Origin of the sequence: Microbacterium sp. HMWF026 (genome assembly GCF_003061325.1) — a bacterium.
In the GTDB taxonomy this organism is placed as follows: domain Bacteria; phylum Actinomycetota; class Actinomycetes; order Actinomycetales; family Microbacteriaceae; genus Microbacterium; species Microbacterium testaceum_E.
In genome coordinates, this window is record NZ_QAJB01000022.1 from 1 (window position 1) to 14,785 (window position 14,785).

Below are 14,785 nucleotides of genomic sequence, written 5' to 3' on the forward strand. Positions count from 1 at the left end.
CTCTGGATCCGTTCCAAGCTCGACGAAACTCCCGAATTCCGTCGGATCCAAGAGACGGGGAGCGTCGTGCGCCTGCCGATTGCCGAGGTGTTCCGCAAGCACTGGCGAGCGGTACTCGTCTCCATTGGCGCGAAGGCGGCGGAAACAGGCCCGTTCTACATCTTTGGGGTCTACATCATCGCGTACGCGACGAACACCCTCGACGCGCGCAATAACGTCGTCTTGGCTGCCGTCGCGGCCGCCGCCCTCGTCGCCACCATCTGGATGCCGTTCTTCGGCCGCCTCTCGGATTCCGTTTCCCGCGCCGTTCTCTACCGGACGGTCACGCTGCTGACCATCGGGCTCGCGTTCCCCTATTACCTGCTGCTGAACACTGGATCGGACGCCGCTATCTTCGCCGCGACCATCATCGGATTCGGCCTGCTGTGGGGCAGCGTCAACGCCATCCTCGGAACACTGATTGCGGAGAGCTTCAGCCCGGAGATCCGCTACTCCGGCGCCACACTGGGCTACCAGCTCGGAGCCGCCATCTTTGGTGGCACCGCCCCCCTTATCGCCACGGCGTTGAACCAGGCCAGCGGTGGAGAGTCCTGGCCGATCGCCCTGTACGTCGTCTTCTGCGCGAGTCTCGGCCTCGTCGCCTCGTTCTTCGTCAAGCGCGTCGCACACCGCGAAAACGACAGCGTCGCCTGAGGAGCACCACCATGAAACGACAACTTCCCAACGCCAAAGACCTCTTCGAACTCATGCGGTTCAAGCGCCCCACCCTGGATGGAAAGAAGCGCCGGCTGGAGAACGCGCTGACCATCGAGGACCTGCGCCTCATCGCCAAGCGCCGCACGCCCGCCGCCGCGTTCGACTACACCGACGGGGCTGCGGACGCCGAACTCTCCATCGCCCGCGCCCGTCAGGCTTTCGAGGACGTCGAGTTCCACCCGTCGATCCTGCGCGATGTGTCCCGCGTCGATACGTCGACAACGGTCTTCGGTGGCCCCTCGTCGCTCCCTTTCGGCATCGCACCCACGGGTTTCACCCGCTTGATGCAGACGGAGGGGGAAATCGCCGGCGCAAGCGCAGCGTCAAAGTGGGGAATACCCTTCACCCTCTCCACTCTCGGCACGACGAGCATCGAGCATGTGAAGGCGGCCAACCCCACCGGACGCAACTGGTTCCAGCTGTATGTGATGAAGAAGCGGGAGATTTCGTACACGCTCGTCGAACGCGCCGCCGCAGCCGGCTACGACACCCTGTTCTTCACCGTCGACACACCCGTGGCCGGCGCACGCCTCCGAGACAAGCGCAACGGGTTCTCCATCCCGCCCCAGCTCACCGCCGGAACCGTTCTCAACGCCCTGCCGCGGCCGTGGTGGTGGTGGGACTTCCTCACCACCCCTCCCCTCGAATTCGCCTCCCTCACTGCCACCGGAGGAACGGTGGGAGAACTACTCAATTCCGCCATGGATCCTTCGATCTCCTTCGACGACCTCGCCATCATCCGCCAGCTGTTCCCCGGCAAGCTCGTCGTCAAGGGAGTCCAGAACGTCGAAGACTCCCGCCGCCTCGCCGGCCTCGGCGTCGACGGGATCGTGCTGTCCAACCACGGGGGACGCCAGCTCGACCGAGCACCTGTCCCCTTCCACCTCCTCCCCGCCGTCGCACGGGAGGTGGGACGGGACGTGGAAGTCGTCATCGACACAGGCATCATGAACGGCGCGGACATCGTCGCCTCCATCGCCCTCGGCGCCCGCTTCACCCTCATCGGCCGTGCCTACCTCTACGGCCTCATGGCCGGCGGACAAGACGGAGTGGAACGGGCTATCGCCATCCTCGCCGAGCAGATCACCCGGACCATGCAGCTCATCCAGGTGTCCTCGCTGGACGAACTCGGACCGCAGCATGTGACGCAGCTGGCGCGCCTCGTCCCCCGCTCGGCGGCTGCCGCGCACGAGCAGCTGGGCGCTCCGGCCTGACATGAGCGCGTCGCCTGCGCACACCGATGACTCCGTCGACACGAACCTTCTGACGACGACGATACGAGCCCTCGGCGTAAGCGAGCGACGCGCTCTCCTCGACGCCCTACGGCGTGCTCGCTTCGATGGAGTCTCCGGGCTTTCGATCACCGATCTGGCCGGCGCAACAGAGTTGTCGCGGTTTGCCGCTTCTCGGCATCTCGCCGTCCTTCGTGAGGCAGGGCTGGTCACGATGACCCAGGACGGATATCGCCGAGTGCATCAGATACGCTTCGACGCCTTCCTCGAGCTCGAGGAATGGGTCATGCGATTCTCGCTACACGCCGCAACGTGACGCACAAGCGAATGGCGGTGTCCACCGACACTCCGCCAGCAGACCTCACAAATCCGCGGTCGGTTTTCTTCGTCTCGGACAGCACGGGCATCACCGCCGAAACCCTTGGGAGTGCCCTCCTCGCGAATTTCCCGGGGGCCCGCTTTGACCGCCGGACCGTGCCTTTCCTCGGCAACGTCACCTCCGTCGACGCCGTCGTCGCCGATCTGCGGCGTGCGGCCGCGGCGGGAGCCGCGCCGATTGTGTTCGCGACGGTGAAAGATGCCGGCATCCGCTCCCGCTTGGCCGGTGCCGCTGCGGTGGTCATCGACCTCCTCGCCGGGCACCTGACCGAGCTGGAGGCGGAGCTCGGCGCCACCGCAGAGACCCGCGCGGGGCAGTATCACGGGCTCGGCGACCTCGAGCAGTACTTCCGTCGCATGCGGGCCGTGGAGTTCGCGATCGAGCACGACGACGGCCAGAGCGGGCGCGATCTCGCCAGCGCCGACGTGATCATCGTCGCGCCGTCGCGCTGCGGGAAGACGCCGACCACGATGTACCTCGCGCTGCACTACGGGCTGCTCGTGGCGAACTACCCGCTCACCGACGACGACTTCCCCACCGACGGGCTGCCCCGCATCGTCGCCCCACACGCCGAGCGCTGCTTCGGGTTGACCACGACCGCCCTGCGCCTCAGCCAGGTGCGTCACGAGCGCCGGCCGAACTCCACCTATTCCAGCCTCGCGCAGTGCACCCTCGAGATTCGCCGGGCCGAAGACCTCTACCGTCGCACGCATATCCCGCTGCTCAGCTCCGCGACCCGGAGCGTCGAGGAGATGTCCGCCGTGATCCTGCAGTCCATGAACCTGCGGGACCGACCACACGAAAGGCCCACACCATGACCAACATCCTGCGCTTCGACGAGATCGGCATGAGCGATCTCGCCCGGGTCGGCGGTAAGAACGCCTCGCTCGGCGAGATGGTCTCTCACCTGGCAGCCGCCGGCATCCGGGTTCCCCCCGGATTCGCGACGACCTCCGACGCCTTTGATCGCTTCCTCGCCGAGGGCGGCCTCGACGAGCGCATCCGCGTGGCGGTGGAGGGAATTGACGTCGACGACGTCGCCGCTCTGAGCCTGCTCGGCGGGCGCGTGCGGGCGTGGATCGAGGAGCAGCCGTTCCCGGCCGACCTCGAGGCCGACGTCCGCACGGCCTACGCGCATCTCGTCTCGGGCGAGACGGATCCGGATGCCGTGACCTGGGCCGTCCGCTCCAGCGCGACCGCCGAAGACCTCCCCGACGCCTCGTTCGCCGGGCAGCAGGAGACGTTCCTCAACATCGGCGGGATCGAGAACATCCTCCAGGCCATCCGCCGGGTGTTCGCATCGCTCTACAACGACCGCGCGATCGCCTACCGCGCGCACCACGGCTTCGACCACCACGAGGTTGCGCTCTCCGCCGGCGTGCAGCGCATGGTGCGCTCCGACATCGGGGCCTCGGGCGTGATGTTCACGCTCGACACGGAGTCGGGTTTCGACGACGCCGTGTTCGTCACCAGCTCGTATGGCCTGGGCGAAGCGGTCGTGCAGGGAGCGGTGAACCCCGACGAGTTCTACGTCTACAAGCGGGGCCTGCGCGCCGGTCGGCCCGCGATCCTCAAGCGCAGCGTCGGCGAGAAGGCCATCGCCATGCGGTACTCCGACGGTCGGCACGTCGACGGCAGCACGGCTTTCATCGAAGTGGATGCCGACGACCGCACGCGCTTCTCGGTCACCGACGCGGAGGTCGAAGAGCTCGGCCGCATCGCCCTGGTCATCGAGGAGCACTACGGCCGCGCGATGGACATCGAGTGGGGCAAGGACGGTGTCGACGGGCAGCTGTACGTACTGCAGGCGCGCCCCGAGACGGTCGTGTCGCAGCGGTCGGCGAACGTGCTCAGCCGTTTCGTGCTCGCCGAGCGCAGCGCCGTGCTCGTTGAGGGGCGCGCGATCGGACAGCGCATCGGCGCCGGGCGCGTGCGCGTGCTCACCTCCATCGATCAGATGCACGACTTCGCGCACGGCGACGTGCTCGTGGCCGACATGACCGATCCCGACTGGGAGCCGATCATGAAGCGCGCCTCGGCGATCGTCACCGATCGCGGCGGTCGCACCTGTCACGCCGCGATCATCGCCCGCGAGCTCGGCATCCCCGCGGTCGTCGGCACCGGGGTGGCCACCCACGCGTTGACCGACGGGCAGGAGGTGACCGTCTCGTGCGCCGAGGGCGACGACGGCCTCGTGTACGACGGCATCCTGGACTTCGCCGAAGAGCAGACCGAACTCGACCGGATGCCGACGGCCCCCGTGAAGATGATGATGAACGTCGGCACCCCCGACCAGGCGTTCGCCTTCTCGCGCCTGCCGCACGCGGGTGTGGGCCTGGCGCGGCTGGAGTTCATCATCAACCGTCAGATCGGCATCCATCCGCGGGCCCTGCTCGAGATCGACCGGCTCGACGGCACCCTCGCCGACGGCATCCGCGCCCGCATCGCCGCCTACCCCTCACCTGAGGAGTACTTCGTGCAGCGCGTGGCCGAGGGCGTCTCGATGATCGCCGCGGCCTTCGCACCGGAGCCGGTGATCGTGCGCCTGTCGGACTTCAAGTCGAACGAGTACGCCAACCTCATCGGTGGGACGCTGTACGAGCCCGACGAAGAGAACCCGATGCTGGGCTACCGGGGCGCTGCGCGCTACGTCTCCCCGGAGTTCCGGGCGTGCTTCGATATGGAGTGCGAGGCGCTGCGGCGCGTGCGCGACGACATGGGCCTGACCAATGTGCAGATCATGGTGCCCTTCGTGCGCACCGTCGGCGAGGCCAAGGCGGTCATCGAGCTGCTCGCCGCCAACAGGCTGCGGCGCGGGGAGAACGGCCTCAAAGTCGTGATGATGTGCGAGCTGCCAGCCAACGCGATCCTGGCCGAGCGCTTCCTCGAGCACTTCGACGGCTTCTCGATCGGCTCCAACGACATGACGCAGCTGACCCTGGGCCTCGACCGCGACTCCGCGCTCATGGCATCCGCCTTCGACGAGCGCGATCCGGCGGTGCTCCACCTGCTCGGGCTGGCGATCGACGCCTGCCGTCGCGACGGCAAATACGTCGGCATCTGCGGGCAGGGGCCCAGCGACCACCCCGACTTCGCGCAGTGGCTCGTTGCCCGTGGCATCCAGTCGCTCTCGCTCAACCCCGACACGGTCGTGGAGACGTGGCTCGCGCTAGCTCACAACGAACGACCCGCCGCAGAAATCCTCACCCAGACGCACCTGTCGCGCCTTTGAGAGGCATGGTAACGCGGTCGTGGCGGGAGGTGCGGGTCGTGGCGGCCGCGCCATCAGTCCTGCTTGGTAGGAAAAGCGACGGTGCAAGTTCCGGGCGATGGCGTTTGGACGCAAGCGCCCAACCACGCAAGTTGTGGCCTGCCAGATGTTCATTAGGTACGTACCCGTCACACGCGTCGTGTTCGCAGGCCCGGACGCTAACGACGTCCCCTCGCCCAGTTCCAACGACGTCATCTACGGCGCTCGGCGACATAACGATGATTATCGGCGTTTGCTCGATACCGTCTTGCCGCAGAAACTGCCGGGTGTGAGCGGTCCTCACGGTGAGACGCCACCGCGCATGTGGGTACGCATGAGTATCGACCAGACTACGTTCTCCCGCACTCGGCAGTCCTACGAGCTCGTGCGGATCATCACGGTCAACGAGCCGGTGTCCGTGCTGCGCGTTACCGTCCGGGTAGACGCCTATGCCGAGCAGTCGCGCGCCCTCGTCGAGCGGTTCAACGGAACGCGCTGGACCGAGGTGGTGACGCGACCCGGCTCTGCTTCTCACGGCGCGATGCCGTCTTACGCCTCACGTGATGACGACACCTGCCGGCGTGCCGCCCGCGAGATCGCCGAGCCGCTCATCGACTTCGCCGCCCGGACCATCGCGAAGGTGCACGGCGTCTGACCGCGGCGCTCCCGACGCTTGCCGGTGGTCGCTTCTCCCCCTCCGTTCGGTGTCATGGTGTACCGGCACTCGCCTATTGGGGTGGTAGACATGGTCGACATACACGCGCATACTTGAGTGGTAGACATGGTACACATGGAGGAACGGTGACTACTCTCGCACCCGAAGACCCGCAGCGGCGACAGGAAGAGCAGGCCGCGAACCTGCTGAAGGACCTGTTCGGCAGCAAGATCGACGCGCTCGTGCGCGGCGGCGTGAAGGTCAGCGTCATCACCAAGCCCGAGACCGTCATCCAGGACATCGTCGACCGCCTCGGTGTGACGAAGAGCCCCTGGGCAGACATCGTCGGGCCCTGCTACACCAGCGGCAGCCTCCAGCGCGAGCTCGGCGTCGAACGCGGCGCGGTTTCTCGTGCCGTGAAGGAGTTTCGCGCACTCCGGCTCCCGACCGCCGATGGCCGCAACCTCTACCCCGCCTTCCAGGTCCGCAACCGACAGCTCGTGCCGGGCTTGAAAGAGGTGCTCACCGTGTTGCAGTCCGGCATCGACGACCCCTGGACGTGGGCGCAGTGGCTCAACACTCCCCTGGCGGACGAGAACGGCGAGGACCAGCCGCGCGCCATCGACCTCCTCGCCAACGGGGATCTGGAGACCGTGCTCGTCGAGGCGCGCCACGACGCAGCGGCCTGGGCCGCGTGACCGCCTCGCAGAGCGCCCCGCCGGCCGGGGTAGTCCTCAGCGCGTTTCCGGAGGCCACCTTGGCCGCGGGCGCTCCGATGTACCGCTCCCACGGAACAGCGCACGGAGCCTGGTACTACGACAATGGCGTGGAGGGGCGGTTTAACCTGCACGGCGCCCGTGGGACCTGCTGCACCGCACTGAGCGTGGACACGGCGGTGCGAGAGAGGATCCGTGGTCGAGTGTCGCGGAAAGGCGTGGTGTCGCGCGCCCTCGCTGACTCCTTCGTTGTCTCCGTCGTCAGCGCGCCCACCGAACACCGATGCGCTGCGGTGAACGACGTCGCCGCAGCCAAGCACGGCATCGTGCGCGAGCTGACGACCATGTCGGACTACTCGATCCCGCAAGCGTGGGCGCAGGCGTTCGAGGACGCAGGCTACGGCGGCGTCCTCTACGGCTCGGCATTCACCACGGGAAGCCCCGACGCCTACGCGCTCTTCGGCGACGCCGGCGCACCGAGCGCACATGCCGGGCACACCGCGACTCGCCACCTGAGCGGCGAAGATGCGTGCCGGGCGCTCGGCTGGACCGTCGCGAACACCCCCGTCACCGGAGGTATGAACATCGTCTGACGGGGTGCGGCCCGACACTCGCTGCGGCGCCGCCATACCGGCGTTCGGATGGGTGCGAGCTGGTATCGGCGGTTATTTGGTGAGGTTCGACCCGACGTTGAAGGTTGGAAGCTGCTCCCCTGTCGCGGCATACTGAGTTGACAAAGTTGACACCCCCGCTCCAGCGTACGGGTTGACGCAGTTGACGGGGAGGGTTCGGTGTCGAGCGACCAAGACGAACACCAACGGGAGAACGCGGCCACCGACGAGCTCCTCGAGGCTGTACGCGCCCGGCTCGAGCGCCTCATTCGCGACGGGGCGAAGGTCAGCGCGCTGGGCTCCCCCGACACCGTAGCCGCCGACATCGTCGCCCGCCTCGGCCTCGTCAAGAATCCATGGGCGGACATTGTCGGCCCGTGCTATTCGAGCGGTGGGCTTCAGAAAGAGCTCGGCGTCGGGCGCGCAGCCCTCTCCAAAGCCGTCCGTGAGCGCCGCGCCCTCCGCCTCGACACTTCCGACCAGCGCACGCTCTACCCCGCCTTCCAGGTGCGCAACGGCGCGCTGGTGCCGGGTCTGAGCGAGGTATTGCCCATCCTCGGGGTGGGCGTCGACGACCCGTGGACATGGGCGCAGTGGCTCAACACGCCCCTCCACGGCGGGGATGGAGTGGAGCGGCGACACATCGACCGCCTCGCCGCTGGAGAAGTCGCCGGCGTTGTGGCGGCCGCGAGGCGTGACGCCGCGTCGTGGGGCGCGTAAGCGGCGGACGGAACTGGGCGCAACGCGGGCGCGCCCGGCCGGCGGCGGCGCTAACGCAACGCGGGCGGAGTGCGAGAGGGTGACAGGAGCGCCCCCGCTCCCCCGGCGGGCTGCGCCTGCGGATTTCGGCGCCAATGGTCCCCTCGTGGCAATGCCGCGACCCCCGGCGTATGGCCCTCAAGCGGGCAGATTTCCTAGGCACCTACGTTTCGACACGCCGAACGGCAATCGTAGGTACCTAAGAAATCACGGGGCATGCTTGGACACATGGGACGACCAAGCAAAGGCGAACGTGACCAGATCACGGCGAAGCCCGCTAAGCCACTTGGCATGGTCATTCGCGCGAACGCGGACCTGCTGCACATGAGCTACGGCGACTACCTCGTTCATCTCGCGGCGCACCAGCTCGGTATGCCCGAGCTTGCACCCCAGCCCGGAGTGACCGGCGACATGCTCGAAGAGCTGCTCGTCGAATCATTCCCCCAAGTCGATCAGGTCGCGCCGGTGTCGCCGCTCGCCCTGGTACGCCCATCCTCGAGGGAGCTGCCGACGCAGACGCAGATCGCCAGCTAACGAAAAGGAGCCCCGTCCGACGACGGGGCCCCTCGATGTAGTTCGCCAGACCTTAGCGACCAAACCAGAGTCTGGAACCCACCCGAGCTTCCTCAGGAGGTGCTCTCATGCTAACCGAAACCCCGCGCGGCGGGGTGGATTCGCGTACCAACGTCGGCGTGTCACGCGAACATCCCCTCAGCATGGCCCGGTCGAGCATCGCCCCCGGCCCCTCACAGGCGACTCCGGCGGATCGAGGCCACATGCCTCTCCCCCACCGCGCTACGGCGTGCACCCAGACCAGTCTCACCAATGGGGCCCGTACTTTCGGCTCGGCGTCCCGCCGGCCGTCCCCCACCGTGATGGAAGGAGCTCGTCATGTGACGCGCCCGTAAATGACATCAGGCCCTCCGCGCTATTGGCGTAGCGCGTGGGCCTGGAGTAAGAGCTTCACTCACTCCAACCGAAGGTTTGGCGACTGGGAGTCGGAGAGAGCAGGTATTCGATTGCAACCCCTTGGCGAGGGGCGTTTGTCGTACCTCCGAGGAGGTGATGTCGCCATGGTAACCCCCATCCGGGGGCGCGCACGAGCATTGACGCTCGTCGACCCCACCGGCGTGTCGCCCTACTCTCTTGACGAGGTGTGGGCGATTACCCGCCGCCTCTCCCCCAGGGATGACGTCCGCGCGGCTGCCCGAGCCGCCAGCGGCGAGGTACTCAACGCCTACGACAAGCTCTGGCCCCTCAACGAGGCGCCGCCATCGACGACGTGGGCGATGTTCCTGGCCGACGATGACCTCCGCTTCCGTTACCTCTGCTTCGACTTCGATGCATCCGTCGGGGACGCCGCGAGCGATGCAGACCGTTTCGCGTACTGGCTCGAGCAGCTCAACGTCCCCCATCTGCTGTGCCTGTCCGGTCCTACCGGCGGACGTCACGTCTGGGTCCACCTCGACGTGCCCGCTGACGCTGACGCCGTCCGCGACATCGCCTACCTGACCAGGAGCCTGTTCCCCTCTCTTGACCTCGCGCCGCTGACGAACCCCAAAGCCGGCTGCGTCCGCCCGCCTTACGCTCCCCACCGCGCCGGTGGGCACTCGGCGCCGGTGGGTGACCTGGCTGCGATCACCGACCACGCGGCCGACGAAGACGTCCCCGGCCAGCTGCATGCGCTGCTTGTCGACCTCGGCGCGGAATTGCCCGCCCCGTCCACCGAGGACCTGCACAACGTCGTCCGTGATGATGCCGGAAGGCCCCGGATCCGCGGCCGCCGTCGGCCCCTGTCGATGGCCATGGACCTGGTGCTGCACAGCGAAGCCGGTCCCGACGCGTCGCACACGCTGGTGCGGATCCTCGCGGCCGCCGCACATGCCCGCTGGAGCTATCAGGACCTCCGCGAGCAGGTGCACAGTTCCCCGGGCCTCGAACACGCCCGCACGCGGCGCGTCGGTGCCACACGCCAGCGGCGGAGCGAACACCAGATCGATAAGGTGCTGACCGCTGCATGGGAGTACGCCGTCCGCTTCGTAGCCGCTCACCCACTCAGCGCTTCGGGCGACGACGAGGATTACCGCCAGCGCACCGCGAGCGTTGCCGCCGCCGTGCAACGCGCCCTCACACGCGCTGACGCCCTCCCCGGTATCTGGGCGACACACAACAGTCGGGTCGAAGGCTCCCACGCGCAGCGCGTCGTCCTGGACGCCATCTGCCTGTACATGCTGCAGAGCTCCCAGCACACCGTTGAAGCCGACGTACGCCGGCTCAGCGCCGACACCGGCTACGGGCGCACCACCGTCTCCCGTGCCCTCCGCGCGCTTACTGGGGAAGACGGCGCAGGCGGCTGGCTCGCCGTCGTGACGGAGGCCGAAGGAGTGCACGCAAAGCGCTACCGACTCGACTCTCGGTTTTCCACAGAGGAGTCAGGAGGAGAGCGGACACAAGCGCATATGCGCGCCATCGCCAACGCCCTCCCACTCTCCCAAGCCCTCATCAGAGAGATCAGCACCCGGCTGGAACTGTTCGCACACGACGTCTTCACCGCACCCCGCAGCATGGGCAGGAACGCGGGATTGATCTACAAGCACACGCCGGCAGGGGGCAGCGCCACCTTCGCCGAGCTCGTCCGTCGAACAGGGCTGGACCCCGACGTCGTCCGACGCCGCGTCGACGATTTGAGCGCATCGGGTCTCATCGAGAGGACCCCTGGAGGTTGGCGACGCCTCTCCCCCACCGCTCGTGACTTCGTCGCCCGCGGACGCGGTGTTGACGGCTACCTGGAGCAGCGCGGCGCCAGATACGACGAGGAACGCCTTGTGTGGGCATGGTGGCTTGCTGAGGTCACCTGGATGGAACGACGCGCGAAACACCGGAGAGGGAAGAAGTCCTACTCAAATGAGTCCGACCGGCCCGACTATGCTGCGTACCCCCGAGGGCCCACCAAGCGACGAGACCACAGGAAGGCTCGTGATTTGGTCCGTGCCGGCTACCTCGAGCGGGGACTAGCCCTGGCGGCCTGATACGACGAAGGACCGGTTGGAGTCGTGGCGGCGGTGGATTTTTGCCGTGCTGCAGATTCCATGGTGGGCTCGATTGGCAGAGCCGAGTCGAGGCCTCAGGCCGCCCCTCGAACGTCTCAGGCGCTGCGATGGTCTGGGATGCGGCGAGGTCGGTCCTGAGCGCAAGGTAGGAGTTCTCGCCGAGGCCCGGACGCAGGGCCGTGCACGTCAGTCCTGGGCGGGGAGGTAGGTGTCGAGTGCAACGATGACCAGGAATGTGCGCGAAGGCGCTGCGAACTCCTCGACCAGTCCGTCGAGCACCTCAAGACCGCCGGCGCTCATCCGGATTGTCCGCCGTTCGGTCTCCTCGTCGCGCGAGATTCGCTGCCGTGTCGGCTTTGCGAACAGTGACACCCGAGCCGGCTCGTCATGACGACCGAGCTTCTTGTCGATCAGCTCCTGAAGCCGGGGGTAGGCCACCTCGACGGCCGTCATCACGGTCAGCACAAAGCTCATCTTTGTCTGCGTGTGATGAGCGTTGAGACGGGCGTTCAGAGACTTCGGCAGCTCAAGGGCGAGACCCTTCACCGACTCCCCCGCCACGCTGTCCGGAGTCGTCGACGGCCTAGCCGGCGCGCGGCGCGGCTCCGCTGGCGCCGGGCGCCGACGGGACACCTGCTTCTGTGCCGGTGTCGCCTCGTTGCCAGCTGCTTCGTCCGTCGCGACAGCCGAAGGCTCGGCGGGTTGCGTAAGCTCGACAGCGGGCGCCGAGCTATCCGGTTGGGCTTCTGTGACAGGCGGCTCAACCAAGTCCTCAACTGCCACGAGGTGCGCCTGCGCGGTGACATCCTGCGCACGCTTCGCAGAGTTTTTCAACCGCGCGGTCAGATCCATTTTTGCCATCAGTTGACCTTCGCTTCCTCGTACCACTGCGCCGTGAGCTCGAGCGCGACCGCCGTGTAATCGAAGATCGCGTTCTGGTTCGCTCGGGTATCCGTGTACTGGGTGACAACCTTGCCCTCCATCGGCATGTCCTCCACCGTCGACGACAGACGGATGTGGTGGTTGAACCGCGGTACACCGATGCGGTCGGCGACGAACTCTCCCTCGTCGATGGCCTGCTTCCACCCGTCCAGACGCTTCTGTCCGCGGCGGGTGTCGACCTTGTTCAGCAGGAGCTTGTAAGGCACTCCCCTAGGGATGACGAACTCGTTCAACGTCCGAGTTATCGCCGGGAAGTCCAGTGTGGACGTGGTGATCGGGAGGATAGCGAAGTCAGCCAGGTCGAGCACGGCGCCCAGGACATCCTCGTCCCTCAGCGAGCCGGGGGTATCGACGATGATCGCGTCGTACTCGTTCAGGCTCTTCAGGTGACGGAGTGCCTCGGGGTCCGTCGACGGCGAGGTGTCGAACGGGAGCTCGTTTTCAACGTCGTCCGCCGTCTCCGCCCAGAACATCGTCGAACCCTGCGGGTCCACATCCATGACGAGGATCTTGCTGTGCTTCGACATGGCGGCGGCGAGATTCATCGACACCGACGTCTTGCCGATGCCGCCCTTCTGCCCGCACACTGCGATGACCTTCACGAGATCACTCCCCTGCTGTTCTGTAACTGTTACGCCTGCAATGCGAAACACATGCGTTGGGTCAACAGCGCATCCGCCTATGTGTCGTGGCGGTGTTAGCTAACCCGAACGCCAACGTAGTGGCACAAGAAGATGAGCACGTCTGCGACACGCCGCTGCTGCGATGTTTGGTGTACGTAACAGTTACGACACATCAGTATTAGACGCACATAACCTATCTCTGTACGAAATACATAAACATCGACCATAAATAACTGTTGCCGAAGCGTTGCTCTGCTCCAGCGCAACCTGGACATTGAAGTGATGCATAGGTCTTGTTTCTTGAACACAACGCAAACCCAACAGTTGGACAAGACATATTTAACATAAGCGTCTGGTCGACGTTATTGTGACGCCTGTGTTGGCGCCAATAAACGTCCATGTAGCCGCGATGTTACGCAACAGTTATGCAACTGTCGCTGATCATTGAAACCCGCTCGCCGGCATTGGGAAAGCGGTGGTGAACAAGCTACTAGCGCCATATCGAGCCGCCCTCGGCGCCCTTCGCGACTTGGCCTGATCGACTCCAGGACGCTCTACGACATCGGAGCCAGCTGGACGGAGCTGGACATCACGTTGCGGGTGGAGGGGGAGTGGAAGGGACGGTACATGCCGATCGATCTCGGCCTCGACCTCCACCACGACTTGAAGAGCTGGTCGCCACCTAGACCGGCGGACTACGCCGTCGCGCACGCGAGTACGTGACGGAAGGACTCGGCTACAGCATGGCCCCGGTCGTCGTCGTGGACGATGACGATCACTGGTGCGACATGCGCCCCGACAAGGAAGGTGCCCCAGATGACGTCCGCGGCCGTGAAGATGTCCAACGGCACCACGCTTCTCGCAGCGACGGGCACGTTCGCGCGACGCGACGGTGCCAGACAGATCGAAGCACCCGACATGAGCGGTCTACGCGCCGCCGTTCCCGAGGGTTGGACACTCCTGCACGTTCGATCCGTGTGACCTACTTCCGGTTACTCGTCGACGGACCGGTCTGCTTGACGTACTCCGACCAGGTGCATTCGACCGCAAGCTTCATCGCGTCCTCGGGAAAGTAGCCGATCAGTTGCCGCTGAGCCGGGTCATCGTGGAACGTCACCGAGCGCAGCAGCTTCCGCCCATGCACCTCCACGAGTCGCACGATCGCGATCCGCTTGCTTCTGTCGAAGATGAACCACACGCCCTTCTCTGGGGAGCGCTGCAGCTGCGACATCGGAGACCAAACCTGTACCACGCGCCGCCCCTCATGTCTCGTCGACGGTCATGACCCGTTGATGCCGCCGCCGGGCACGTTCGCGGAGATGATGACGCGGTGCAGACGCTCCGTGGCCGTCTTGAGCGACGTCGCCCAGCCGAGCACCTCGCCGCCGGCTACTTCTACCCGGTAACGTGGCCCGTCATCCGTGCGGCGCAGCTCGATCGTTCCCGCTACCTGATCGCGGGCATCCAGCATTACCCAACGAGCCGGCGAGGTCTCGCGCGCAAGGAGTTGGGGATGCCAACGCGGGCCGTCATCACGCATGGTCGCCAGTATCGAACATATGTTCTATTCGACGCAAGTTGTCGCAATGGGTCGGACACCCTAGCCGTAGCCACCGCCGCGCCCATGGACGGGGCAATTCGTTCCGCCGCGGGTGTGGCCGTTGATAGGTGGGTGGCCCACTCCGGTGGACGCGCGCAGGGGGATGAATAGGAGTGTTGCGTTACATACCCTAGGGGGGTATGGTATCTAGGTGAACGGATACGAGGGCAACAAAGACGACCTCCAGAAGCGGCTGCGTCGCGTCGAGGGTC

Annotated in this window: 15 protein-coding genes; 11 read left to right on the forward strand and 4 right to left on the reverse strand. The window is 66.1% G+C overall.

Annotated features, from left to right (window positions below):
- The 11 genes from DBR36_RS01080 to DBR36_RS18205 all read left to right on the forward strand — a co-directional run.
- A partial coding sequence (locus tag DBR36_RS01080; protein ID WP_146185159.1) for an MFS transporter occupies nt 1-693 on the forward strand: 693 nt, incomplete at its 5' end.
- An 11-nt stretch (nt 694-704) separates the two neighbouring features.
- Nucleotides 705-1,970, forward strand: coding sequence for an alpha-hydroxy acid oxidase (locus DBR36_RS01085; RefSeq protein WP_108317190.1), 1,266 nt, complete (start codon nt 705-707; stop codon nt 1,968-1,970).
- 1 nt (nt 1,971) lies between these two features.
- Nucleotides 1,972-2,304 (forward strand): helix-turn-helix transcriptional regulator, encoded by a 333-nt coding sequence (locus DBR36_RS18795; protein ID WP_108317191.1) that lies wholly within the window; start codon nt 1,972-1,974, stop codon nt 2,302-2,304.
- An 11-nt stretch (nt 2,305-2,315) separates the two neighbouring features.
- Nucleotides 2,316-3,185: a pyruvate, water dikinase regulatory protein gene (locus DBR36_RS01095; protein ID WP_108317202.1), complete on the forward strand. Its 870-nt coding sequence runs from the start codon at nt 2,316-2,318 to the stop codon at nt 3,183-3,185.
- Nucleotides 3,182-5,599, forward strand: coding sequence for a phosphoenolpyruvate synthase (gene ppsA / locus DBR36_RS01100; protein ID WP_108317192.1), 2,418 nt, complete (start codon nt 3,182-3,184; stop codon nt 5,597-5,599). The genes DBR36_RS01095 and ppsA overlap by 4 nt, the downstream gene beginning before the upstream one ends.
- Before the next feature lie 97 nt (nt 5,600-5,696).
- Nucleotides 5,697-6,272, forward strand: a complete 576-nt coding sequence (locus tag DBR36_RS17145) for a hypothetical protein (protein WP_146185160.1) — start codon at nt 5,697-5,699, stop codon at nt 6,270-6,272.
- A 146-nt stretch (nt 6,273-6,418) separates the two neighbouring features.
- Complete coding sequence (locus DBR36_RS01110) at nt 6,419-6,970, forward strand: hypothetical protein (RefSeq protein ID WP_108317194.1); 552 nt, start codon at nt 6,419-6,421, stop codon at nt 6,968-6,970.
- A 77-nt stretch (nt 6,971-7,047) separates the two neighbouring features.
- Nucleotides 7,048-7,581, forward strand: a complete 534-nt coding sequence (locus DBR36_RS01115; protein WP_240663852.1) for an RES family NAD+ phosphorylase — start codon at nt 7,048-7,050, stop codon at nt 7,579-7,581.
- Nucleotides 7,582-7,779: 198 nt separating this feature from the next.
- Nucleotides 7,780-8,319, forward strand: a complete 540-nt coding sequence (locus DBR36_RS01120; protein WP_108317196.1) for a hypothetical protein — start codon at nt 7,780-7,782, stop codon at nt 8,317-8,319.
- A gap of 330 nt (nt 8,320-8,649) precedes the next feature.
- A complete protein-coding gene (locus DBR36_RS01125) occupies nt 8,650-8,892 on the forward strand; it encodes a hypothetical protein (protein WP_108317197.1) in 243 nt (80 codons plus the stop codon).
- Nucleotides 8,893-9,431: 539 nt separating this feature from the next.
- Complete coding sequence (locus tag DBR36_RS18205; RefSeq protein ID WP_108317198.1) at nt 9,432-11,387, forward strand: helix-turn-helix domain-containing protein; 1,956 nt, start codon at nt 9,432-9,434, stop codon at nt 11,385-11,387.
- Nucleotides 11,388-11,594: 207 nt separating this feature from the next.
- Here DBR36_RS18205 and DBR36_RS17150 read toward each other — a convergent pair whose 3' ends face one another.
- The 4 genes from DBR36_RS17150 to DBR36_RS01150 form a co-directional block, all read right to left on the reverse strand.
- The gene (locus DBR36_RS17150) at nt 11,595-12,269 is read right to left on the reverse strand and encodes a hypothetical protein (RefSeq protein WP_128217814.1); all 675 of its coding nucleotides are present in this window, start codon (nt 12,267-12,269) and stop codon (nt 11,595-11,597) included.
- Nucleotides 12,269-13,003, reverse strand: coding sequence for a ParA family protein (locus tag DBR36_RS01140; RefSeq protein WP_308810932.1), 735 nt, complete (start codon nt 13,001-13,003; stop codon nt 12,269-12,271). The genes DBR36_RS17150 and DBR36_RS01140 overlap by 1 nt, the downstream gene beginning before the upstream one ends.
- A gap of 952 nt (nt 13,004-13,955) precedes the next feature.
- Nucleotides 13,956-14,204, reverse strand: a complete 249-nt coding sequence (locus tag DBR36_RS17155; RefSeq protein WP_128217813.1) for a hypothetical protein — start codon at nt 14,202-14,204, stop codon at nt 13,956-13,958.
- 48 nt (nt 14,205-14,252) lie between these two features.
- On the reverse strand, nt 14,253-14,513 hold the full coding sequence (locus DBR36_RS01150; protein ID WP_108317201.1) for a hypothetical protein: 261 nt from the start codon (nt 14,511-14,513) through the stop codon (nt 14,253-14,255).
- Nucleotides 14,514-14,785: the final 272 nt, after the last annotated feature.